Source organism: Salinicola sp. LHM, assembly GCF_034479735.1.
Lineage (GTDB): Bacteria > Pseudomonadota > Gammaproteobacteria > Pseudomonadales > Halomonadaceae > Salinicola > Salinicola salarius.
On sequence record NZ_CP140261.1, the window covers coordinates 3,602,518 to 3,624,621 of the forward strand.

Annotated in this window: 21 protein-coding genes; 9 read left to right on the forward strand and 12 right to left on the reverse strand. The window is 58.8% G+C overall.

Annotated elements, in window-relative coordinates; genetic code table 11:
- The first annotated feature begins 316 nt into the window (after positions 1–316).
- From tnpC (R5R73_RS16385) to R5R73_RS16395, 3 genes are all read left to right on the forward strand, one after another.
- The gene (tnpC, locus tag R5R73_RS16385; RefSeq protein ID WP_023004967.1) at positions 317–1,756 is read left to right on the forward strand and encodes an IS66 family transposase; all 1,440 of its coding nucleotides are present in this window, start codon (positions 317–319) and stop codon (positions 1,754–1,756) included.
- Between the two features lie 322 nt (positions 1,757–2,078).
- Complete coding sequence (locus R5R73_RS16390) at positions 2,079–3,116, forward strand: TAXI family TRAP transporter solute-binding subunit (protein WP_322528071.1); 1,038 nt, start codon at positions 2,079–2,081, stop codon at positions 3,114–3,116.
- 30 nt (positions 3,117–3,146) lie between these two features.
- On the forward strand, positions 3,147–5,105 hold the full coding sequence (locus tag R5R73_RS16395) for a TRAP transporter fused permease subunit (RefSeq protein ID WP_322528072.1): 1,959 nt from the start codon (positions 3,147–3,149) through the stop codon (positions 5,103–5,105).
- A gap of 253 nt (positions 5,106–5,358) precedes the next feature.
- Here the strand turns inward: R5R73_RS16395 and R5R73_RS16400 are convergent, their stop codons facing one another.
- From R5R73_RS16400 to R5R73_RS16420, 5 genes are all read right to left on the reverse strand, one after another.
- Positions 5,359–6,042, reverse strand: a complete 684-nt coding sequence (locus tag R5R73_RS16400; RefSeq protein ID WP_322528073.1) for a TAXI family TRAP transporter solute-binding subunit — start codon at positions 6,040–6,042, stop codon at positions 5,359–5,361.
- A 12-nt stretch (positions 6,043–6,054) separates the two neighbouring features.
- Positions 6,055–6,513 carry a TRAP transporter large permease subunit gene (locus tag R5R73_RS16405; RefSeq protein ID WP_322528074.1) on the reverse strand — a complete coding sequence of 153 codons (459 nt, stop codon included), beginning with the start codon at positions 6,511–6,513 and terminating at the stop codon, positions 6,055–6,057.
- A 404-nt stretch (positions 6,514–6,917) separates the two neighbouring features.
- The gene (locus tag R5R73_RS16410) at positions 6,918–7,217 is read right to left on the reverse strand and encodes a TAXI family TRAP transporter solute-binding subunit (RefSeq protein ID WP_322528075.1); all 300 of its coding nucleotides are present in this window, start codon (positions 7,215–7,217) and stop codon (positions 6,918–6,920) included.
- A gap of 308 nt (positions 7,218–7,525) precedes the next feature.
- Positions 7,526–7,666 carry a hypothetical protein gene (locus R5R73_RS16415; RefSeq protein WP_322528076.1) on the reverse strand — a complete coding sequence of 47 codons (141 nt, stop codon included), beginning with the start codon at positions 7,664–7,666 and terminating at the stop codon, positions 7,526–7,528.
- Positions 7,667–7,894: 228 nt separating this feature from the next.
- Entirely contained in the window at positions 7,895–8,617 is a 723-nt protein-coding gene (locus tag R5R73_RS16420) for a class II aldolase/adducin family protein (RefSeq protein ID WP_322528077.1), read from the reverse strand.
- A 187-nt stretch (positions 8,618–8,804) separates the two neighbouring features.
- Between R5R73_RS16420 and tnpC (R5R73_RS16425) the strand changes: the two genes are divergently transcribed.
- Together tnpC (R5R73_RS16425) and R5R73_RS16430 are read left to right on the forward strand one after the other, a co-directional pair.
- Complete coding sequence (tnpC, locus tag R5R73_RS16425; RefSeq protein WP_023004967.1) at positions 8,805–10,244, forward strand: IS66 family transposase; 1,440 nt, start codon at positions 8,805–8,807, stop codon at positions 10,242–10,244.
- A gap of 51 nt (positions 10,245–10,295) precedes the next feature.
- Positions 10,296–11,210: a LysR family transcriptional regulator gene (locus tag R5R73_RS16430; protein WP_322528078.1), complete on the forward strand. Its 915-nt coding sequence runs from the start codon at positions 10,296–10,298 to the stop codon at positions 11,208–11,210.
- Between the two features lie 189 nt (positions 11,211–11,399).
- On the opposite strand, the gene R5R73_RS16435 is transcribed toward R5R73_RS16430, so the two are convergent.
- Together R5R73_RS16435 and R5R73_RS16440 are read right to left on the reverse strand one after the other, a co-directional pair.
- Positions 11,400–11,624 (reverse strand): hypothetical protein, encoded by a 225-nt coding sequence (locus R5R73_RS16435; protein WP_322528079.1) that lies wholly within the window; start codon positions 11,622–11,624, stop codon positions 11,400–11,402.
- A gap of 923 nt (positions 11,625–12,547) precedes the next feature.
- Positions 12,548–13,864, reverse strand: a complete 1,317-nt coding sequence (locus R5R73_RS16440; RefSeq protein ID WP_322528080.1) for a Rieske 2Fe-2S domain-containing protein — start codon at positions 13,862–13,864, stop codon at positions 12,548–12,550.
- A 93-nt stretch (positions 13,865–13,957) separates the two neighbouring features.
- Between R5R73_RS16440 and R5R73_RS16445 the strand changes: the two genes are divergently transcribed.
- The 4 genes from R5R73_RS16445 (at position 13,958) to R5R73_RS16460 (ending at position 17,426) form a co-directional block, all read left to right on the forward strand.
- Positions 13,958–14,923, forward strand: coding sequence for a PDR/VanB family oxidoreductase (locus tag R5R73_RS16445; protein WP_322528081.1), 966 nt, complete (start codon positions 13,958–13,960; stop codon positions 14,921–14,923).
- A 185-nt stretch (positions 14,924–15,108) separates the two neighbouring features.
- Entirely contained in the window at positions 15,109–16,002 is an 894-nt protein-coding gene (locus R5R73_RS16450) for an ABC transporter substrate-binding protein (protein WP_322529617.1), read from the forward strand.
- Positions 16,003–16,015: 13 nt separating this feature from the next.
- The gene (locus R5R73_RS16455) at positions 16,016–16,459 is read left to right on the forward strand and encodes a hypothetical protein (RefSeq protein WP_322528082.1); all 444 of its coding nucleotides are present in this window, start codon (positions 16,016–16,018) and stop codon (positions 16,457–16,459) included.
- 34 nt (positions 16,460–16,493) lie between these two features.
- On the forward strand, positions 16,494–17,426 hold the full coding sequence (locus R5R73_RS16460) for a DMT family transporter (protein WP_322528083.1): 933 nt from the start codon (positions 16,494–16,496) through the stop codon (positions 17,424–17,426).
- Between the two features lie 258 nt (positions 17,427–17,684).
- Here the strand turns inward: R5R73_RS16460 and pcaG are convergent, their stop codons facing one another.
- From pcaG to R5R73_RS16485, 5 genes are all read right to left on the reverse strand, one after another.
- Positions 17,685–18,317, reverse strand: coding sequence for a protocatechuate 3,4-dioxygenase subunit alpha (pcaG, locus tag R5R73_RS16465; protein WP_322528084.1), 633 nt, complete (start codon positions 18,315–18,317; stop codon positions 17,685–17,687).
- Between the two features lie 3 nt (positions 18,318–18,320).
- A complete protein-coding gene (gene pcaH, locus R5R73_RS16470) occupies positions 18,321–19,058 on the reverse strand; it encodes a protocatechuate 3,4-dioxygenase subunit beta (RefSeq protein WP_322528085.1) in 738 nt (245 codons plus the stop codon).
- Between the two features lie 172 nt (positions 19,059–19,230).
- The gene (gene pcaQ, locus R5R73_RS16475; protein WP_322528086.1) at positions 19,231–20,157 is read right to left on the reverse strand and encodes a pca operon transcription factor PcaQ; all 927 of its coding nucleotides are present in this window, start codon (positions 20,155–20,157) and stop codon (positions 19,231–19,233) included.
- Positions 20,158–20,286: 129 nt separating this feature from the next.
- On the reverse strand, positions 20,287–21,579 hold the full coding sequence (locus R5R73_RS16480) for a TRAP transporter large permease (protein WP_322528087.1): 1,293 nt from the start codon (positions 21,577–21,579) through the stop codon (positions 20,287–20,289).
- Positions 21,576–22,094 carry a TRAP transporter small permease gene (locus R5R73_RS16485; RefSeq protein ID WP_322528088.1) on the reverse strand — a complete coding sequence of 173 codons (519 nt, stop codon included), beginning with the start codon at positions 22,092–22,094 and terminating at the stop codon, positions 21,576–21,578. Before R5R73_RS16485 ends, R5R73_RS16480 begins: the two co-directional genes overlap by 4 nt.
- Between the last annotated feature and the right edge of the window lie 10 nt (positions 22,095–22,104).

The following is a 22,104-nucleotide window of genomic DNA, read 5'->3' on the forward strand; positions in this document are numbered from 1 at the left end:
CTTCTCTCCCTCAAGAGACCATAACCGTCGCTGAGAAATTGACCGCCCCCTGTTTCCGGCAACGATGCCACCCTGCTCGTTCCATCCTTCATGTCCAGCGATCTATGAAATCATCACGCGTCCATGAGCCAAAGCCACCGAATGGCTTGGCCCGTCGCCTTGTGAGATTCTCCGCGCACTAGCCGCCCGGCCATTTCCGCTGGCTTCTTCTTGTTGTTTCTCTGTAACTATTCAGGTGGCTGCGGATGGCATGTCGCCAACCACCTGATTTTTTTGGCATAGTGTGCCTGATCCTTCGGCACGTCTATGCGGTGACATGACCATCAGCGATATCAACGTCGACGAGGCCCTGGAACGGGTCCGGCAGCAGCTCAAGGAAGACCACACGGTCTCGCCTTCCTTGCGTGCTGCCATCGACGTGCTGATGCTGCTGGTCAAGCTGATGGCCGACCGACTGGCCACCAGCAGCCGCAACAGCAGCAAGCCGCCGTCACAAGACCCCAACCGCCAACGCCGTTCCCGGGCCAAGGGCGAGCGTCGCCCTGGCGGGCAACCGGGTCACGAAGGCAAGACGCTGGCGCCGGTCACCGATCCCGACGAGATCGTGTCGTTGCGCGTCGATCGCCGCACCTTGCCCAAAGGGCGCACCTATCGCTCGGTCGGCATCGAAACGCGCCAGGTGCAAGACATCGTGATCCAGGCCGTCGTCACCGAGTATCGCGCCGAGGTGCTGGAGGACGATCTCGGGCGGCGCCATGTGGCGCCGTTTCCCGACGGCGTGACCCGCCCGATCCAGTATGGCCCACGTCTCAAGGCGCATGTCGTCTATCTCTCGCAGTATCAGTTGCTGCCCTATGCCCGCATCCAGGCGCTGCTGGCCTCACAGTGCGATCTATCGCTGAGCACCGGCACGCTGTTCGCCTTCAATCAAGAGGCCTATCAGCGCGCCGAGGCGTTTGCCGAGTGGGCGATCCCGGCGCTGAGGCAAGCCGCGACCGTGCATGCCGACGAGACCGGGATGCAGGTCGGCGGCAAGCGCTACTGGCTGCACAGCGCCTCGAATGACGCCCTGACCTACTTGGCGCCTCACGCCAAGCGAGGTCAGGAGGCCATGGATGCCATCGGCATCCTGCCCTATGTCCAGGGGGTGCTGGTGCATGATCACTGGAAGCCTTACTACCGCTACGCGGATTGCCGCCACGCACTTTGCAACGCCCATCACCTGCGTGAATTGACTGCGGCCTGGGAAAATGACCACCAAAAGTGGGCCAAGGCGCTGCATGATCTGCTGCTGGAGATGCATCAGGCCGTTGACGCTGCCGGTGGCACGCTCTCGCCCGAAGAGGCGCAACGCTGGCGAGTCCGCTATCGGCAGTGCCTGACAGAGGGTGAGACCGAGTGTCCGCCACCGATCCCACCACCACCGGGAAAGCGCGGTCGTGCCAAACGTACCAAGGCACGTAACCTGCTCGAACGTCTCCAGGCGTACGAGGACGACGTGCTGCGTTTCCTCGACGACCCCGCCGCGCCCTTCACCAATAACCAAGGGGAGCGTGACCTGCGGATGACCAAGGTCCAGCAGAAGATTTCAGGCTGTTTCCGCTCCTGGGAAGGTGCCGAGATCTTCTGCCGGATGCGCAGCTTCCTCTCGACGGCGGTCAAGCAGGGCCTGGCAGCGCACACCGCACTGGAACAGTTGTTTGCCGGTGAAGTGCCCGAATTCATGCGTCGGGACGGCCTGGATCAGGCAGCGTGACCTGAATAGTTACGTTTCTCTTTGTATGCAAGCCCCCTAGGGGCGGACTCAGTGTCAAGTACGACTATTGGCGAGTTTGATGTCACGTTCGCTTGGGCTACCTTTGTCGTATAATTTTAGATATCTAAGCATTTGACAAAATACAACGCTTACACATCTTCCTGACCGGAGACTATTCATTATGCTGACCCAAGCAAAAAACAGCCTTCTTACACCATATCGGGGGGAAACTCCGAAGAGTTAGATCATGCATCGCGATTGGATATCTGATTGTCTTTCCAAAGAAATCGTATCCAATCAACCGACATGACGGCGAAATACCATGACCGTTTCATCCTTGAAAGAAGGTAAAATAATGAAAGCATTTATCAAAAAATCCGTGCTGGCTGCCATCCTTGTCATTCCAGGTCTGCTGATGATGATGAATGAAGCCCCTGCAGCCGAACGCTATAACCTGACCGTGGCAGGTGCCTCGCCGGGGGGGCTCTGGTCGTTGCTCGGAGCCGGTCTCGACTCGGCCCTCAAGGCAAGCTATCCCGGCTCCACCGTGACCTACCAGACCTCGGGAGGCGGCATCCCCAACGTCGCCGTGCTCGCACGCGGCAGCGCGGATATGGCGCTGATCGAGGATTCCGTGCTGCAAATGGCACGAGAAGGTAAGCCACCGTTTCGCGAGCCCATCGGAAACATCCAGGTCCTGTCCTCTCTCTATACATGGGCCCCGATGCAAGCGTTAATGCGCAAGGGGTTTGCCGAAGAGTATGGCATCGAGACCTTCGCGGATATCGCCAAGGTCAAGCCACCCATTACCATCGCCATCAACAAACGCGGCAACATCGCTTCGAACGTTGCCGCCGACATGCTCGACGCGATCGGGGCTACTCCCGAGCAGATCGAAAGCTGGGGTGGTGAGATCATTTATGCCGCTTCCAGCGAACAGTCGGAGCTGATCCAGGATCGGCGTGCCGACATGTTCATCAACAGTCTATTCATCAACCAGAGCTCGATCATGCAGGCTGCCTCCAATGTCGATCTCAAGCTGCTCCCACTCTCTCAGGAGACCATCTCCCAGGTAAACGAGGAGGCTGGAACGCACACATTCGTCATCCCTGGAGGGTCCTACGAGTGGGCACCCCGCGAAATACCGACCATCTCGATCAGTACCACCCTAGCGGTACGTGACGACATGGACGAAGAGACTGCCTACAACCTGACGAAGGCCTTCTACGAAAACTACGAGCAGATCGCCAAGGTCCATCCGGCGATGTATCGGTTGAAGCCCAATATCATGGCCTCCGTGGAAGGCGTGCCTTTCCACCCCGGAGCCCTGCGCTACCTGAAAGAAGCAGGTCTTCGTTAATCGATATAGCGATTCATCAAGAGGTTTCCCATGAAATCGACTCTCGCGCTATTAATGGAGACCGGTACCAAGCGGTCTCTCACTGGCAAGCTGGGCGCGCTCGTATATGGCTGCGCGGCCCTGATAGCCTTGGCCGTGGTCTATACGACCACCATGGTCTATATCGACCTGTATGTCATGACCGTCGTATTCCTTTCGGCCATGCTCGCCCTGCTATTCCTGACGGTAAGCGCAGGCCCCAGAGGGCGCATGGATCGCCCCAGTTTGCTCGATTGGCTGTTCGTGGCGGCCAGCATCGCCGTCGGAATCTATTTCTCCGTGGAAAGCGGTCGAATCGCGGAGCGGATTACGTTGCTCTATCCCCTAAGCATGCCGGACCTGATCGCGGCCAGCGTGCTACTTGCTATGACGATCGAGGCTACACGGCGTACCGTGGGGTTTGGTCTGACCAGTATTGTCCTGCTCTTTCTGGTCTACAATCTGTTCGGACACTCCCTCCCGGGAGCGCTCGGCTTTCGGGAAGTGGGCTACAATCATTTCCTCGATATCATGATGTTCACCTCGGACGGGCTGTTCGGTGTACCACTGCGCGTCGCCGCGACCTATGCCTTTCTATTCGTGATGTTCGGCACTTTCTTGGCCAAAGCAGGTGGTGCTGACTTCTTTTACGATCTTGCATCGGCAATTGCCGGACGCCGGGTGGGCGGACCGGCCAAGATCGCTGTCATTTCGTCGGGACTGTACGGCACGATGTCGGGTAGCCCGACATCGGACGTGGTCACGACAGGCTCCGTCACCATTCCCATCATGCAGCGTCTGGGGTATAGCAAGCCTTTGTCCGGTAGCGTCGAAGTAGCGGCCTCCACTGGCGGCAGTCTTCTCCCTCCGGTCATGGGGTCGGCCGCCTTTATCATGGCCGAATACACCGGCATCGAATATCGTGATATCGCGATAGCCGGCTTGGTGCCCGCCCTCCTTTATTATCTCTGCGTCTATGCCCAGGTCCATCTACGCTCGCAAAAATTGGGATTGCGCGGGCTAAGCAAGGAAGAGATAGCCCCCCTGGGCCAGACGCTAAGGAATGGCGGCTTGTTCATTCTTCCTCTGGTAGCCTTGTCGTCGGCCTTGCTCATGGGCTATTCGCCGACCTATGTCGCTGCCATCGCCACGGTAGTGGTACTAGCAGTGTCGGTGGTGCGACGATCGACACGCATGGGACTTCGTGCGATATGGAACACCTTGGCCGAGACCTCGCTACGCATGGTCTCGGTCGTCGCCGCCTGCGCCGCGGCCGGCTTGGTGATTGGGGGCATCTCGATGACTGGACTCGGCAGCAAATTCTCGGATCTCGTCTTCCTGTTGGCCGGGAACAGCGCCTTCCTTGCACTGGTCATTTCGGCGGTGCTGGCGATCATCCTCGGCATGGGCATGCCGACGCCGTCGGCGTTCATTCTCGCTGCGGTTCTGGTCGGCCCCACATTGACGGCGATGGACTTCAGTCCTCTACAAACCAATATGTTCATTCTTTACTTTGCCGTTCTCTCGGCAATGACGCCGCCCGTAGCAGTCGCCGCCTTTGCCGCATCCGCCATTGCCGAAGCCAAACCGCTGGAGATCGCGGCCGGTGCCGTGAAACTCGCTATCACCGCCTTCATCGTGCCGTTCGCTTTCGTCTATGGTGAGGGCCTGCTGCTAAAGGGCAACGTCATGACTATCGTCGTCTCATGCGTCACCGCCGTGATGGGTGTGATCCTGCTAAGCTTCGCTGTGGAAGGCTACTGGCGGCAACCCTTGTCCGCGCTTCCTAGGCTCGGCTTTGGTATCGCCGGCCTCCTCTTCATCGTACCCAACGTATGGGCGATCATCCTGGGCTTGGCCTTCGCCGCTTTCGCCATCGTCATGACCCCGCACCTGCGACTCCAACGTCCATTATCTGCCCGTGTGGCGCATGTCGGTCAGTCGAACGTAGCGCGTCGCTCTGGCGAATAACTACCCACGTCAAAGGTAGTGTAGTACCGGCGGCCATCAGGCCGCCGGTACTGTTTTTAGTGGATGCATGAAATGACCGTGGTCTTTAAACATACGCTTCCCTCTCATATGAGAGATCCACTCTGACAACCAGCACCTTCACAAGTTAAGTGACATTCGATAATCCGAGACACTTTACGTAACAGAATGGCACTCATCTCCCTGCTATTCGTCTGCATGGATCACTCAATGAGCTCAGACTCGGCGTAATAATTCATGCCCCTTCGTAAAGGATAATACCCGGAAATTTTGGTACCATACTATCGGGAGTAAACCGGGGAAATGATCTATTGATATTGCGCACCTTATCCGGACTGTCGCGCATAGCCTTGATGATACGTTGAACGACACCGTCTGGCACTGTCTTGCTCGCAACCAGAACATGACAATATCCCATCATGGGTGTTGGCTTATCGATTCCGACCGCGTCTTTCGCCGGTTCAATGGTTTTGATATAAGCCATCGGAATAAGTCTCCGCATGGCTTCCTCATCCTCGGTTATATCATCGAGTGCCAGCCAGCGAATACCCATATTGGTATCGGCTTCGCGGGGTTTCCCACCATCCAGAGAAAAGAATTCCGAGTCGAAATTTCCGGAAATGAAATCATCCACGCCATTGGTACCGAGGGAAACATATAAGCCTGAACGTCGTCGATGAACACCCCCTACCGCGAGAATACTGTCGACCTTAAGCTGCGGGGTTGGCTGCGCTGTATAAACATAGTTGAGGCTATGCTCCTTGAGATCGGATACTATTTCATACTCCGAATTCTTGCAAACCATAAAGCCGTAGGCCGAGAGATTTAGTAAGGCTATAGCGCGTAAATTCTCGAATGAACGACCCTCGAATGGCCCTATTTCTTGTACAGCCGACATAAAATCAGGACTGGGTATCAACTGGCTATCCAGTCATCCAGCATTGATCATCGGCATCGACTGCCCCAATTGCCCGCCCATCGTGGCCACTGCCTCGATGGCGCCGGCATAGATCGAGGGAAAACCGGCGCGCTTCATCATCGGGATGGTGACGACGCCGGTGCCCACGACGTTACCAACCGCACTCCCCGATATGGGACCGAAGATCCCGGATTCGGTGATCGCCACCTTGGCGGGGCCGCCGCGAAACCGGCCCATGCCGGCAAGCGCGATATCGTTGAAGAAATCAGCAGCCCCGCAGCGGGAAAAGAATTGGCCAAACAGCATATAGGGAACCACCACGATCACCGCCACCTTGAGGGCAGTCCCGAGGATGCCGTTGGCATCAATGGCAGATACACTACGAGTTCCGACAGGGATATGGGGACGACTTTGCAAGGCTCCCGGCACGAGGTTCCCAAACAAGCCATAGGCCAGAAACAGCACCACCACCGCGAGGATCCCCATCCCGGCGGAGGGGGGACAGGTTAAGCATCAGCGCCGCAAACATCACTCCGCCCAATACGATGAGCCAGCCGGGTATGAAGGGCGCTTCCATCGAGATGGTGGGGTAGTGGAGCGCGATATAACTCCCCACGCCCAGGGTAGCGATAGCACCAATGACGGACGATAAACCGATTGCCGGGTGCCGAGTCCGTTCCGCTATCATTATAAATCCCGACACTAATGCACAAGCCAGCACCATGACCAAGATTTGCGCATCATAGAAAGAAATCCCCAGTATATGGTATAGTTCCCCGGTATAGGTCACCGGCAGCAGCACGAAACCGCTTCGCCCAAACGATGGCTGCGTGACTCCAGTGACGTTTCTCTTCCCCGTTGTTCGTCTGCATAGGTTACTCCATGAGTCCGGCCTCGGCGTAGTAATTTTCGACCCTTTTATGAACGGTCATCCTCGGAAATATCGGCATCATGTTCTCATGCGTGAACTGGGAAAACGCTTTGTAGATATTGCGCACCTTATCCGGGTTGTCTTGCATGGCCTTGACGATGCGTTGAACGACGTCGTCAGGCACTGACTTGCCCGCAATGAGTGCATAATCGTACCCTATCACGGGCGTCGGCTTATCGATTCCAACCTTGTCTTTTTCCGGTTCAATAGTCTTGATATAAGCCGTCGGGACGAATTTCTGCATATCCGCCTCGGCTTCGGGCGTATCATCGAACGCCCGTCAGCGGATATCCACGATGGCATCGGCTTCGCGGGTTTCCCGCTCCAACGAGAAAAATGCCGCATCAACATTTCTGGAAATGAAATCATCGACCGACCTGGAGCCGTAAGGTTGGCTGCGCGGTAAAACCATAGGTGAGGCTATGTCCCTTGAGATCGGACACTGTTTCGTACACCGAATCCTCTCGGATCATGAAGCCGTAGGCGAAAAAATTCAGGAAGCGATGACGCGCAAATTCTTGAGCACGCGACCGTCAAAAGGCTCTATTCCCTTCACAGCCGCCAGAACGTCAGGCTGGGAGCCAACTGGATATCCAGCCGTCCGGAATCGATCATCGGCATCGACTGTCCCGAGCCACCATAGGCCTGGACACGAACGTCCAGATCGATCGCATCGCTCAGAAACTTCGCCAATCCGGCATTGACAGCGTAATTCTGCGCTCCTTGTCGGCCGGCACCGATCCCCAGTGATTGTGCGTTGGCGACATTGGAAGCCAGAAATCCGGCGCATAGCACAGCAAAAACTATTTTAGCATTTTCGTATCTTGGCTCCTCATTTACTTTTACTGCTGAAAATATTCTTTATTTCACCTTTTATTAATATTGAGTTATTCGACACACCTATGAAGTCATAATATACTGTTAAAGCCCCCCGAAACCGGCCCTGGACACCCAATAATCCCAGGCTCTTTCTAGTGGCATTTCACTGAGAAGCATAGCGCTGGTTTTCTCGATTTCACCATCGGTCAGGTAATGTAGCTCACCCATCTGAAGAGTGTCTTGTATTAGGCTGGCATTGTCCTTGAGAGCTGTCGAAATCATGCATACGGCTTTGATGTTTTCTCCCGCACAGACGCACCCATGGCCACGTAACAGAGCCACCCGTTTATCCCCTAGGACCCTAGATAGAGAGTGGCCCATTTCCATCGAATCCACGAGCATGTTGGTATCGCCAAACTCATCCTGGCTATCCCAGGTATCGATCCGTTCACCGATCACAGCGGCCATATGAAAAATTGGCCTCAGGGATATGTCATTCATCGTGAAAGGAATGATCGAGCGAGCATGGTGGTGCGTTACTGCATTGATATCCGGCCTGTCCTTATAGATAGATCCATGGATATGACGCTCGGCATAGGGCCGACGGGGATCATTTCCAATCAGTTTGCCATCAAGGGTAAACTCCATGATATCGTTGCGCGTTACGACCTCGGGGCTTCGTGACCTCGATAAAAAATAACGCTCCGGATTCAGGGGATTTCGAACACTGATATGGCCGAAATCATCGATCACACCCTCCTTCGCCAGGATACGATTCGCGATCACCAGATTGCCGACGATAGCGTCAATAATTTCTTTCTCCAAGTTCATACTCCTATCTTCGCTCATTGATCCACTCCCCAAAAATTGGACCCTACTTCAGGTTAATTGCGATCCGAAAGGAAAACTAATATATATTGTAACTATTCAGGTGGCTGCGGATGGCATGTCGCCAACCACCTGATTTTTTTGGCATAGTGTGCCTGATCCTTCGGCACGTCTATGCGGTGACATGACCATCAGCGATATCAACGTCGACGAGGCCCTGGAACGGGTCCGGCAGCAGCTCAAGGAAGACCACACGGTCTCGCCTTCCTTGCGTGCTGCCATCGACGTGCTGATGCTGCTGGTCAAGCTGATGGCCGACCGACTGGCCACCAGCAGCCGCAACAGCAGCAAGCCGCCGTCACAAGACCCCAACCGCCAACGCCGTTCCCGGGCCAAGGGCGAGCGTCGCCCTGGCGGGCAACCGGGTCACGAAGGCAAGACGCTGGCGCCGGTCACCGATCCCGACGAGATCGTGTCGTTGCGCGTCGATCGCCGCACCTTGCCCAAAGGGCGCACCTATCGCTCGGTCGGCATCGAAACGCGCCAGGTGCAAGACATCGTGATCCAGGCCGTCGTCACCGAGTATCGCGCCGAGGTGCTGGAGGACGATCTCGGGCGGCGCCATGTGGCGCCGTTTCCCGACGGCGTGACCCGCCCGATCCAGTATGGCCCACGTCTCAAGGCGCATGTCGTCTATCTCTCGCAGTATCAGTTGCTGCCCTATGCCCGCATCCAGGCGCTGCTGGCCTCACAGTGCGATCTATCGCTGAGCACCGGCACGCTGTTCGCCTTCAATCAAGAGGCCTATCAGCGCGCCGAGGCGTTTGCCGAGTGGGCGATCCCGGCGCTGAGGCAAGCCGCGACCGTGCATGCCGACGAGACCGGGATGCAGGTCGGCGGCAAGCGCTACTGGCTGCACAGCGCCTCGAATGACGCCCTGACCTACTTGGCGCCTCACGCCAAGCGAGGTCAGGAGGCCATGGATGCCATCGGCATCCTGCCCTATGTCCAGGGGGTGCTGGTGCATGATCACTGGAAGCCTTACTACCGCTACGCGGATTGCCGCCACGCACTTTGCAACGCCCATCACCTGCGTGAATTGACTGCGGCCTGGGAAAATGACCACCAAAAGTGGGCCAAGGCGCTGCATGATCTGCTGCTGGAGATGCATCAGGCCGTTGACGCTGCCGGTGGCACGCTCTCGCCCGAAGAGGCGCAACGCTGGCGAGTCCGCTATCGGCAGTGCCTGACAGAGGGTGAGACCGAGTGTCCGCCACCGATCCCACCACCACCGGGAAAGCGCGGTCGTGCCAAACGTACCAAGGCACGTAACCTGCTCGAACGTCTCCAGGCGTACGAGGACGACGTGCTGCGTTTCCTCGACGACCCCGCCGCGCCCTTCACCAATAACCAAGGGGAGCGTGACCTGCGGATGACCAAGGTCCAGCAGAAGATTTCAGGCTGTTTCCGCTCCTGGGAAGGTGCCGAGATCTTCTGCCGGATGCGCAGCTTCCTCTCGACGGCGGTCAAGCAGGGCCTGGCAGCGCACACCGCACTGGAACAGTTGTTTGCCGGTGAAGTGCCCGAATTCATGCGTCGGGACGGCCTGGATCAGGCAGCGTGACCTGAATAGTTACTATATATTTACCTACCATTTCATATCCAATAGGCTATAATGCGCTCATCTACCTCTCAGCTCTCCATTCATAAACTCGAAGTCTTTTGCGCGGTCGCTGAACGTCAAAGCGTGTCTCTCGCCGCCAAGCATCTCAACATTGCTCAGCCAGTGGTCTCGACCCACCTTAAGTCGCTTTCCGAAAAGCTGGGCGTAACGTTGACCAGGCGCAGCGGTCGCCGTACTGAGTTGACCGAAGAAGGACAAAGTGTCTATCGATGGGCCTTGGATGTTGTGGTGCGGACTCGCGAGTTGGAGCGCGAACTCATCGATACACAACTTGGAGTGGCCGGCAAAGTTAGCGTCGGCGCCTCGATGACACCGGGGTCGTATGTGTTGCCCAGCATTGTCGCATCAATACGTCAGCGCTACCCGCTGGGGCAGATTTCAGTACACGTCATGACCTCGTTATCGGTCACCGACGCCATTCGTCAAGGCGAGTGTGACTTCGCTTTCACAATCCTTGATCCACGCCAAGAAATTCAGGATCTTCAGATCGAGCATGTTCGCGATGAACCCCTGATCCTGGTCGCCGCAAGTCACTTCGAAATCCAGGCGGCAAGCACCCTATTGAACGAACTCCCCTATATTACCGCCCAGCATGGCACGCCGAGACGCAACATCGAGGAATATCTGCTAATGGAGCACGGCGTTTCCCGCAGTCACATCCCGATGGAATTCGGCCACCCCGAGGCGATCAAACGAGCGGTCCGTACCGGTGCTGGCGTCGCTTTTCTATTCCACTCATCCATCCGTGACGAACTAGCCTCGGGCGTCTTGCAGCGCATCGATACTCCGGGCATGGATTTGCAGGTTCCCGTGTATCTGGTGCGCCGCAAGAACAAGACTCTCAACCGGTTTCAGAGCACGATGAGCAAAGAGCTGATCCGCTCCCTACGCGAGCAAGACGCTTAGGCTCTGCGCGAAAAGTCGGCGAGCGAAGCCCTGGGCTAGGCCCGTTCCCTACGGACCGACGCATTTTCCACACCCCTGTGAGACACAATAAAAAATATATTAAAAATAGTAGCTTACGATCTAAAAATGAGCACTCCGAACCAATTTTTAACGCCGTATGGGCAAGCGCAGGCAGTTTTCGCACAAAGCCTAACGCATGGATTGGACCATGGACGGGGCGTGCCCCTTGACCGCTTCTACTTCCAGTAACGCCACGCCACCATTGGCAACCACGTCTAGCGCATCGGCCAATGCCGAAAGCACCATTTCGGGCGTACATAACAAGCCGTAGGTGGTTGCACCGAAACCTTGGCCAATGGCATTGACATCGATGCCGGGCTCGTCCAGCACGATTCCTACCCGCTTGTTCTCCACCGGGCGTCCCCCTTGCCTTGGCGACCGCTTCCTGGTGCACCTCGTCGTTATAGAAGGAGCGGTTATTGATGATCACGACCAGCAACCCGCTGATTGACCGCCGTCCACAAAGTCCCCATCGCCCAACACCGCCAAGGGCAGCAACGGGGATCCGGCATCGCGTAGCGCAAGGGCGGCTCCCACGGCCATGCCGGTGCCCGAATGATGCCGATGGTGGCGGAGTTCCAAACGCCTCGTGCAAGGCGGCAACGACTTGGCCTGGTGAGTTGAGAAAGCAGATATCGGCCGATGCGTGAGCACCGCCATCCTTGACCCAACCCTGAGCGTTATATGACTCGAGCGTGACTGAAACGATTTTCGCCGGCACCGGCTGATCGCCAAATACGGTACGCAACGTGCCGCCGAAATCGACCCAGTCGAGATTCACGATCACATCGGCATCGGGAAAATACCCCGCACGTCCGATATTGGCACGATGGCTGCTGGGGAACGTGGCCCCTGTCTTGATATCAGTAATCACCTCGGCGCCCAGCCGCTCGACCAAGGCAATGCGCCGCTGCCAGTCCGCTTCGCTGCGTGACAGCCGTCCCATCAGGAAGACGACGCGACGAACCTCGGTCAACAACTGGGTCGCCTCGCTCACCAATGTCGGCGCCGGTATCCCCGGCAACGGTGCGGTACGACGGCCTATGTCGAGATCGGGTAACACCGTCTCCAGTTTCGCTTCCTGAAACGAGGTATCGATATTCACGTAAACTGGGCCACGAGGCGTGCGCCGAATGAGGACTGACCGCTTAGAAGCGCTGAGAAAAGGGCGGAAGCACGACATGAGAAGCCCGGAGGGGAGCTCCACCCGGTCAAACAAGACCCGCGCAATCGCCGTGGAGATCGCGCGGACATTTTTCGTGAGAAAGTCGACGGGTTCATTCCGCCGTCTGGGCCATGTCCTGTGCCTGGACAGTGTCCGACGCTTGAGGCACTTCCGACGCATTGACCAGTGTCCGCCAGTCGATCTCTTTGGGATGGACACCCTCGTGCGAGGCGATGTTAGCCTGCCGAATCGGTGAGTCGGTGCCGATGGCTCGTCCTCCTCCGGCAACCTTCTGCGCCGCATCCACCATCAGCCTGCGAAACTCGACTATGGCCAAGTCCGAAGCGCCCAGCACATCGGTATGGCGCTGCACCCGGCTACCCATGGAAACCCACATCACGATGTCCTGATTCGGGATTCCCGGTACCCCGGTGAAGTTGCCTTCCTTCATGGCCTCGCGATCCTGAAGAAAGTCATTCTCCAGCGTTCTGACCGGACGCCATTTATCATCCACATCGACACCCGGGACTGCGTAAGCGAACTTACGCCACTCATCGGTCGTGGGGACGTTCGGCCCGCCAAAGGCGATGAAGTGGAAAGCGGTCTCGTCGTCGTTGATCGGGACGATCACGCTGGCCACCTTGTAATTGTTGTTGGGCGGAATCAGTGAGTAATACGGTGCAATAAACTCGGTGATACGCAGATAATTGTGTGTGGCTGCCTTCTTGATCGGCTTACGGATAGCCGCATAGTGAAAACCGTAGCTGGTCGTCTCGGTCTGCATCCGCGGCGATTTGTCGGTGGACGGCCGGTACCAGGACTTGTCATCGGCCGAGGCGCCTTCGACCCTCGCCGGCACCATGTCGGACGAATGCAGCGACGACGAGTGCGCGCTGTCGATCTGACCTTCATGGATCTGCGCCCAGTTGGCAGGCACGCGGATTTTGAGGATCGAGACCGGCGTATCTTCCTCCGGGGCAAAGGCTGGAGGCTGAAACTCGGGCATATCGTCCTTCTCGCCAAGCCAGGCCCAGACAAACCCACCCCACTCGCGCACCGGATAGGAGCGTGCCTTCACCTTGTTCATCAGCGGGCTGCCCTCGGGTTCCGAGGACATGGCCAATACGTTGCCGTCCACATCCATCTTCCAGCCGTGATAGAGGCAGCGCAGCCCGCATTCTTCGTTGCGACCGAAGACCAGCGAGGCTTTCCGGTGCGGGCAACGCTCGTCGAGCAAACCGAGCCGTCCTTTGGTATCGCGGAAAGCGACATAGCTTTCACCAAGAACTTCCACGCGCAGTGGCTTGCCATCAGGTTCGGCGACTTCCTCGATCAAGCAGACCGGGGTCCAGTGCTGACGCATAAGCCTGGCCATCGGCGCATCGCCAGTGACACGTGTCAAAACTTCATTTTCTTCGGGGGTAAGCATGAGATCACTCCTCCAACCCAATTATGTCGGTTGTGCTAGCCGATCTTGCGACACTTGACACCATATACTTAGATATCTAAGTTAGCAAGTGGCATGACGGTTTTTTGGAGAAACTGTATGGAATTTATCAAAATGCGCGTTGAACGCCGGCGCGAATTGACCCCGAGCGTGACCGAATTCACGTTGAAGCCTATTGAAGACGTTGAACTTCCCGGTTTCATGTCCGGTGCCCATATCACCGTCGAGACGCCCTCCGGCGCGATGCGGCGCTATTCGCTCGTCAATGACGGTTCGGAGCCAAAGGAATACGTCATTGCCGTCAAGCGCGAGTTCAAATCGCGCGGCGGCTCGGCCTCCATGCATGACGAAGCGGCCAAGGGGACTGAACTGAATGTTGAGCCGCCCGAGAATGACTTTCCCATGTCGTCGGATGCACAGGAATACCTGCTCATCGCGGGCGGCATCGGTATTACGCCGATCTATGCGATGGCCAGCGATCTGGAGCGCCAGGGCAAGAATTTCCGGATCATCTACTGCACCCGGAGCGAAGAGGAAACCGCCTATCTCGACGAGTTGTCGAGCGAGTTCGGCGACAGGATCACGGTCCATCACGACGACGGCGACCCCGAGAAAGTGTATGACTTCTGGGATCACTTCGCGGAGCCGCAGCCGATGCACGTCTATTGCTGCGGGCCGGCACCGCTGATGGAGGAAATCGACGCGATTTCAGGACACTGGCCCGAAGGCCGCGTGCATTTCGAGGACTTCAAGCCGGTCGAGGTCGTGCGCGAGGACGATACGCCTTTCGAGGTCGAGCTCAAGAAAAGCGGCAAGACCGTGACCATTCCCGACGACAGGTCGATTTTGGAGACACTGCGGGATGCGGGCTTCGCGACCGTCAGTTCCTGCGAAAGCGGCACCTGCGGCACTTGCAAGACCCGCCTTCTGGAAGGTAATCCCGACCACCGTGACATGGTGCTGATGGGCGAGGAAAAAGACGATTTCATCATGATCTGCGTCTCGCGGGCCAAGTCGGAAAGACTGGTTCTCGACCTGTAATTCCCGTTCGTCTGGGCCTCGCCGGGCTCGGCCGCGCCAGCAAGCTCAAGCGTCAATGCGGTATCGCATAAACAAGGAGACATAAGTTGACCGATCTAAAGCTGTCCCTCGCTATGGGGAATTACGACCGGACTCGGGCCATCGTCGATGGAAGAGTCAAAATCGATGGCGTCGATCCCGTGCCCATGCTGCTGTCGCCGGAGGAGATGTTCTTCCGCGCTTTTCGGCACCAGGCCTTCGATATATCGGAACTCTCACTCTCCTCCTATTCGATCTCGGTCGCGCGCGGCGAGCCGCATTATGTCGCCATCCCGGTCTTCCTCAGCCGGGCATTCCGACACACCTCGGTCTATATCCGAACCGATCGTGGCATCGAGAAACCGGAGGATCTGAAAGGCCGCCGGATCGGCATCGCCGAGTATCAGCTTTCGGCCAATGTCTGGGTTCGCGGCATCCTGGAAGAGAACCACGGCGTCAAACCCGCCGACGTGACTTGGGTCCGTGGCGGAATGGACACACCCGGCCGACCCGAGAAGATCAAGGTGCAGTTACCCGACGACCTCACGGTCGAGGAAGCGCCGCAAGGAGCGACGCTCAACGGCATGCTCGCCGCGGGCGAGATCGATGGTTTCATCGGCCCACGCTGGCCCCGTTGCTTCGCCGAGGGACACCCCCATGTCGGGCGGCTGTTTTCTGACAGCATCGGCGCGGCCGAGGACTATTTCCGTCGCACACGAATTTTCCCGATCATGCACGTCCTCGGCCTACGCCGCAGCCTTGCCGAGCAGTATCCGTTCCTGCCGGCGGCCTTGTTCAAGGCGTTCAACGAATCCAAGCGTCTGGCCGAGGAAGCCTTGTCGGACACCTCGGCGACGAAGGTCACCATGCCCTTCGTCGAGGACACGCTGAACCGGGTCCACGCGCTGATGGGCGACGATCCCTGGAGCTACGGCCTGGGCGCCAATGCCCATGTCCTCGACCGCTTCCTGGACTATCACGCCGCGCAGGGGCTGTCCCCACGCAGGGTGCAGATCGAGGAGCTCTTCCATCCCTCCACCCTCGAAGCCTACAGCCTGTGAGCGAGGATCCGAAATGACCAATTACCGTTCCGGCGACATCGTCGAGATCAAGACAGATCGGGGGTTCGCCTACGTCCACCTGACCCACGACCACTCCAGCTACCCGCCGGTCGTCCGCCTGCTGAAGGGAGTCCACCGAACACGCCCGGACGACCTCGAGAAACTGGCCAAAGGAAACGTGCGATCCATCGCGATGATTCCGCTCGACAGCGCATTGGAGAGGCTGGGCCTCGCGCACGAGAAGGCCGGGCATCTCGCACTGCCGCAGGAAGAGCGGAATTTTCCTACCTTTCGGATGCCGATCCGCGACAAGCAGGGCGAGATAGTCTACTGGTGGTTTTGGGATGGTCGGGGTCTGACCTATGCCACCGAACTGGACGAGGCGCAGAAAACCCTGCCACTGCGCGAGGTCATGTCCTCCACCCGCTTCCTCGAAGAACTGCTGTCGGACGCCTGATGGAGATCGGTTCTTTGCGGAAAAAGGGCAAGTGATGCCTCTGATCGGCGAGCTCTTCGCGGTTTTCGCGGCTTTTTGCTATTCGTTCGGATCGGTCGCGATTGCCAAGAACGCGCGCGATAACGGCGGGAGCGGCAATGCCGTGCTGCTGTCGGTCGTGTTGACCGCTGTAATCTCCGGCGTGCTGTGGCTGTTTATGGGCCCGCCTTTGTCTGGAGATGGCTTCAGCCTGTTGAAGGGCGTGGGCTATTTCGCCCTTGCAGGCATTCTGTCGACGGTTCTGGGGCGGCTTTTCTTCTTCCGATCCGTCGAACTCGTCGGGGCGATCGAAACCGGGCTGATGCGCCGACTGATTCCGGTCTTCGCGTCGGCTCTGGCGGTTGTCCTGCTGGGCGAACGGATCACGATCTGGATCGGGCTGGCCTTCGTACTGGTGTTTTTCGGTGTCGCCATCGCGGTTTTCCCCGCCTCCCCTCGGCGCGGGACGGATGCCGGAGTCGCAGCACGGGCGCGCAGGCAGCGAACGACCGGCCGGGCCTTCGCCGTGACCTCGGCGGCCAGCTATGGTGGATCCTACGTGACTCGGAAATTCGGCATGCAATGGCTGCCCGACCCACTGGCAGGAGCCTTCATCGGCGCCGTGACGGGATTGATGTGGTTCTGTCTCGCCGCTCTGTTCAGCGAGGAATACCGCGGTTACCTCAAGGATCTGTTCCGGAAACCGGCGATATGGCAAACGGTGGCGGCCTGTTCGATTTCGATCGGACAGACCTCACAGTTCGTCGCCTTGAAATTTACTAGCGTGACCGTCGTGGCCATCATCGGCACGATCGAGGTGTTTCTTTCCGTCTGGCTGGCCGCTTACGTCGTCAAGACCGAACCACGGCCGGGACGCGGCTTTGTCATCGCATCGCTGCTGGCCATTGCGGGTGTCATCGTTCTGGCCCTTGCTCGGGCCAAGGCGTAATCCGGCTTTATACCGCAGCCTGACCGGTCACAGTGCGCTGCAACAGGGGCTCGCCTACCTAGCCTACTGCTCGAGACCAAGCGACAACTCGACATCTAACCGGCGCATCGCTCATATCAGCGAAAGGCCGGATTTCTCCTAGCCCAACGACGGCTCCCGCCTTTTCATGCGCAGCGGCAAGCCTTTCCCGAAGGTCCTCCGCCAGCGCTGCGTCTGGGATCTGAAGCCAACGGCAGCTCGCTCAGATCCTATCCGGGTTCAGAAATCGAAGAACACCGTCTCGCCCTCGCCCTGGAGGCGAATATCAAAGCGATAGCGGGGCTTACCCTCGCCCTCTTCGCGCTTGGCGATTAGTGTCTGGCGCCGCGTGGGCGATTCGACCGCGTTGAGTACCGGGCAGGCCGCGTTGGCCTCGGCTTCGTCCTCGAAGTACAGACGCGTATGCAACTGGATGTTGATACCACGGGCGAACACCGCGAGCGTGACGTGCGGCGCCATCAGGCGGCCATCGCGGCGCGCGACCTGGCCCGGTTTAATGGTGTGAAAGCACCATTCGCCGTCGTTTTCCACCGTGGTCGCGGTGCGTCCGAAGCTGTTGAAAGGCGCACGTAGATCGAATTCGCACTGGTAGTCGCCATGAGCGTCCGCCTGCCAGGCTTCCAGCAAGGCGTCGCGCACCAGGTCGCCATTGCCGTCGATGACGCGACCCACGAGTTCGATGGCCTCACCGTCGGCCTCCGGAGAGGCGAGCCGATTCCAGATTTCTTCCTCGCGCGGCGGCAAGCCGGCGATATCCAGGGCCAGGCCGATATGCACGTAAGGGCCGGCCGTCTGTGACGCGGTTTCACGCAGCAGGGTTGCAGCGCAGGGCTGTGAGTTCGGCTGTTGCATGGTTTACCCCTGATTCTCGAAATAGGTTTGCAGTTCACCGCGGACCACCAGGTCGAAACGGTAGGCCAGGCAATCCATCGAGCGGCTACGCGCCATGTCGAGACGACCGGTCATCGTCTCCACGGCCTCGGGATCGCGCAGGGTATGCACGATGGGGCACAGCGGAATCAGCGGGTCACCCTCGAAATACATCTGCGTGATCAGCCGTGTGGAAATCGACGGTCCCATCACCGAAACGTGAATGTGCGCCGGCCGCCAGCTATTGACGTCATTGGGCCAGGGATAAGGGCCGGGCTTGATGGTGCGAAAGCGATACCAGCCCTCGTCGTCGCTCAGGCAGCGCCCCACGCCGCCGAAATTGGGGTCGAGCGGTGCCAGGTAGCCGTCCTTCTTGTGGCGGTAGCGCCCACCGGCATTGGCCTGCCACATTTCCACCAGCGTATTGGGCACCGGCTTGCCGAACTGGTCGACGACGCGACCGAACATGATGATACGCTCGCCGATAGGCAGTCCGGCGAGCGCGGGAGCTTCACGATAGTTGAGCAGCAGGTCATTGTCGTGCGGCCCCATGCGCAGTCGGGAGAAGTCGGGGCCGCCGAGTTCCGAGACACTGGGCGCCTGCATGCTGACGTAGGCCTGGCTGGGGGAGCGCGCCACCGAGGTCTTGTAGCCCGGCGCATAGGCCGGGGGATGCCAGTTACGGTCGCGCTCGACGAAGCGCTTGTTATCGTTGCGAGGCATGCGAATCTCCTGATCGAAAGGACCGCGGCACGAGCGAATGCCGCGATATCATGCCTCATTGTCCGGGCCTAGCGCCGCCTGCCAATTGAAATGGCCGACCACCGCCATAACCCATAGGATATATCGGCCAAAAGTCTATGCGACTAAGGAATAAGCATTCGACCGAGCGCCGTCACACCGAAGGCACTGCCATCTCGGCGACGATATCGCGCAGACACGCGCTCAAGGCGTCGACACCGGGGTTGTGCGGCAGGGCGATGTTGGTGCATACCCCTACGGAGCCGCCCCGTGATTCCAGACGCACGGGCAAGCGTGCCAGGCGGCCATCGCGGAGATCCTCGCGTACCGCATCGAGAGGCGCGACCCAAAGCGCGTCGCTGGCCAGGGCGTAACGTCGGCTCAGCGAGAGCGATAGGGTTTCCAGCGCGATACGCGGCGGCTCGGCGCCTTGCTCGACCCAGAAGCGCTCGACTTGATCGCGCAGGGTGGTCGATGTCGGCGGAACGATCCATGCATGGACGGTCATCGCTGCGCCTTCCAGTGTGTCGTGCGCCAACAGCGGATGCCCGGCGCGCACCACCAGCACCAGCGGCTCGTAATACAAGTGCTCGAACTGCAATCCGCGAATTTCGCGGGCCTCGCTCATGCGTCCGGCCACCGCATCCAGTTCTCCCATTCGCAGACGCGAGAGCAGGTACGCACTGGGCCCCGTCACTACATGAACGCACCACTGCGGTGCCTGAGCATGCAGGCGATGCAGCGCCCGAGGAAGCAGGCCTTCCTCGACGGTCGACAGCGCGCCCAGACGCAACACCGCTTCCTGCTGGGCGGCGTCCCGTACCGCCTGAAACCCTTCGCCCAGGCTGCGCAGCGCCGGGCCGGCGTGACGCAACAGGGTCAAGCCGGCGGCGGTCAAAGTCGCGCCATGCGGGCTGCGCTCGAAGAGCGTCGTCTCGAGAATCTCTTCCAGCTCGCGAATCGTCTTGGACATTGCCGGCTGGGTAATGGAAAGCGCCTGCGCGGCCTTGGCCAGGCTTTGCAACCGCGCCACTTCCTGAAACGCCATGAGATGACGCAGCTTGACGCGGGCATTGAGCATGGCGATGTTCCTGAAGCATGAACTCGGACGGGCCAAAGTGCGGCCCGGATGACAACTGGAACCGATGAAAGCCCAGCCACGAGAGCGCGTCAATCGATCTCGTTCCGGGCTTTCCGGTAATAGCGGTCTCTACAGCGTCAGCAGATAGAGACTCAACGACGGAAAGACGATCAGCAGCGTCAGCCGCACGAAGTCCGAGACAATGAACGGCGCCACGCCCTTGAAGATTTCGCCAAGCCCGACGTGCGGGGCCATCGCCTTTATCACAAACACATTCATGCCCACCGGCGGGGTAATCAGACCCAGCTCTACGGTGAGCACGGTGACGATGCCGAACCAGACCGGGTCAATGCCCAGCGCCTGGACGATCGGGTAGACCACCGGCACAGTGATCACCAGCATGGCGATCGAATCCATGAACATTCCCAGCACGAAATACAGCAGCAAAATGCACAGCAGCACCGCTATCGGCGACAACGACAGACCGAAAATGAAATCGCTGATCGAGAACGAGATGCGTGACACCGAGATGAAATAGCCCAGCGTATCGGCGCCCACCAGCATGAAGAACACCACCGTCGACAGCGCCAGGGTTTCCTGTACCGCGGCCCACAGCTCTCTGCCGCGCAGTCCCTTGAAGAGCGCATAGAGCAGAGTGACGAAGGCCCCCACGCTGGCCCCCTCGGTGGGCGTGAACAACCCGAAATAGATGCCCAGGATGATCACCAGGAACACGCCGAAAAACGGCAGCAGCCCGGCCAGCGAGGCGAACTTCTCGAGCCACGAGGTGCGCTCGCCCGACGCCGCCAGCGAGGGCCGAAGGTGCACCACCACGGTCACCGTCAGGGCATAGAATAAAAGCCCCATCAGGCCGGGAATTAGCCCGGCCATGAACATGTCGCCCACCGACTGCTCGGTAAGGATGGCATAGATCAGAAGTGCAATACTCGGCGGGATCATGATCCCCAGCGTACCGCCTGCGGCCAGCGCCCCGGTTGCCAGACCGCGGTTGTAGCCATGACGCTCCATTTCCGGCAGCGCGACGCGGGTCATGGTGCTGGCGGTGGCCAGCGACGAACCGGAGATTGCCGAGAAGATCCCGCACGAGCCCACCGCAGCGATCGCCAGGCCACCCTTCCAGCCGCCGCAGATCACCCGCACGGAGTTGAACAGCTTGCCGGCCATGCCGGAATGCGCAGCCAATACGCCCATCAGAATGAACATGGGGATCGCGCTGAAGCTGTAATTCGACAGCACTTCGACCGGCACCGATTTGACCATCGACATGGCCGCGCTCCAGGAGATCACCTGGGCAAAGCCGCCGACGCCGACGATCAACATGCACAATGCCACCGGCACGCGCAGCACCATCAGCACCAGCAACAGCCCCAGGCCCAGCGCGCCGATCATTTCGCTACTCATTCGACGCTCTCCACTTGATGGGCGAACAGCGCACCGAGCACGGCGTGCACCAGGCAGCGTATGCCGAGCAGCACGCACAATCCCGAGGCGATGTAATAGATCGGGGCCATCGGCAGGCGCAGATCCTGAGTGGTTTCGCCGTGGGCCGCGGCGCTGGCCGCTGCATCCCATAGACCAAACGCCAGGACCAGCCCCAGTACCACGAAGCCCAGCAGATAGACTCCGGCGATGCGCGCCTTGAGCGAATCACGCAAGCCGTGGCTGAAAGCCTCTACCACCACCTGACTTTTCTCGACGTTGGCGGCCATCGCCGCCAACAACGCGAACAGCATCAGGTAGCTGACAAGCTCCACGCTACCTACCACGCTCAGCGAGAGGGCCCCGTCGCTCAAGCGGTAGAGAAAGCGCAGCGCCACATCGACGACCGTCACCCCCAGCAGGCTAACCAAGGCAATGCCGGCGATGAGTCGCGAGAAGACTTCCAGCCAACGGCTGAGTCGCAAAAGCGCATACATGGACCGGCTC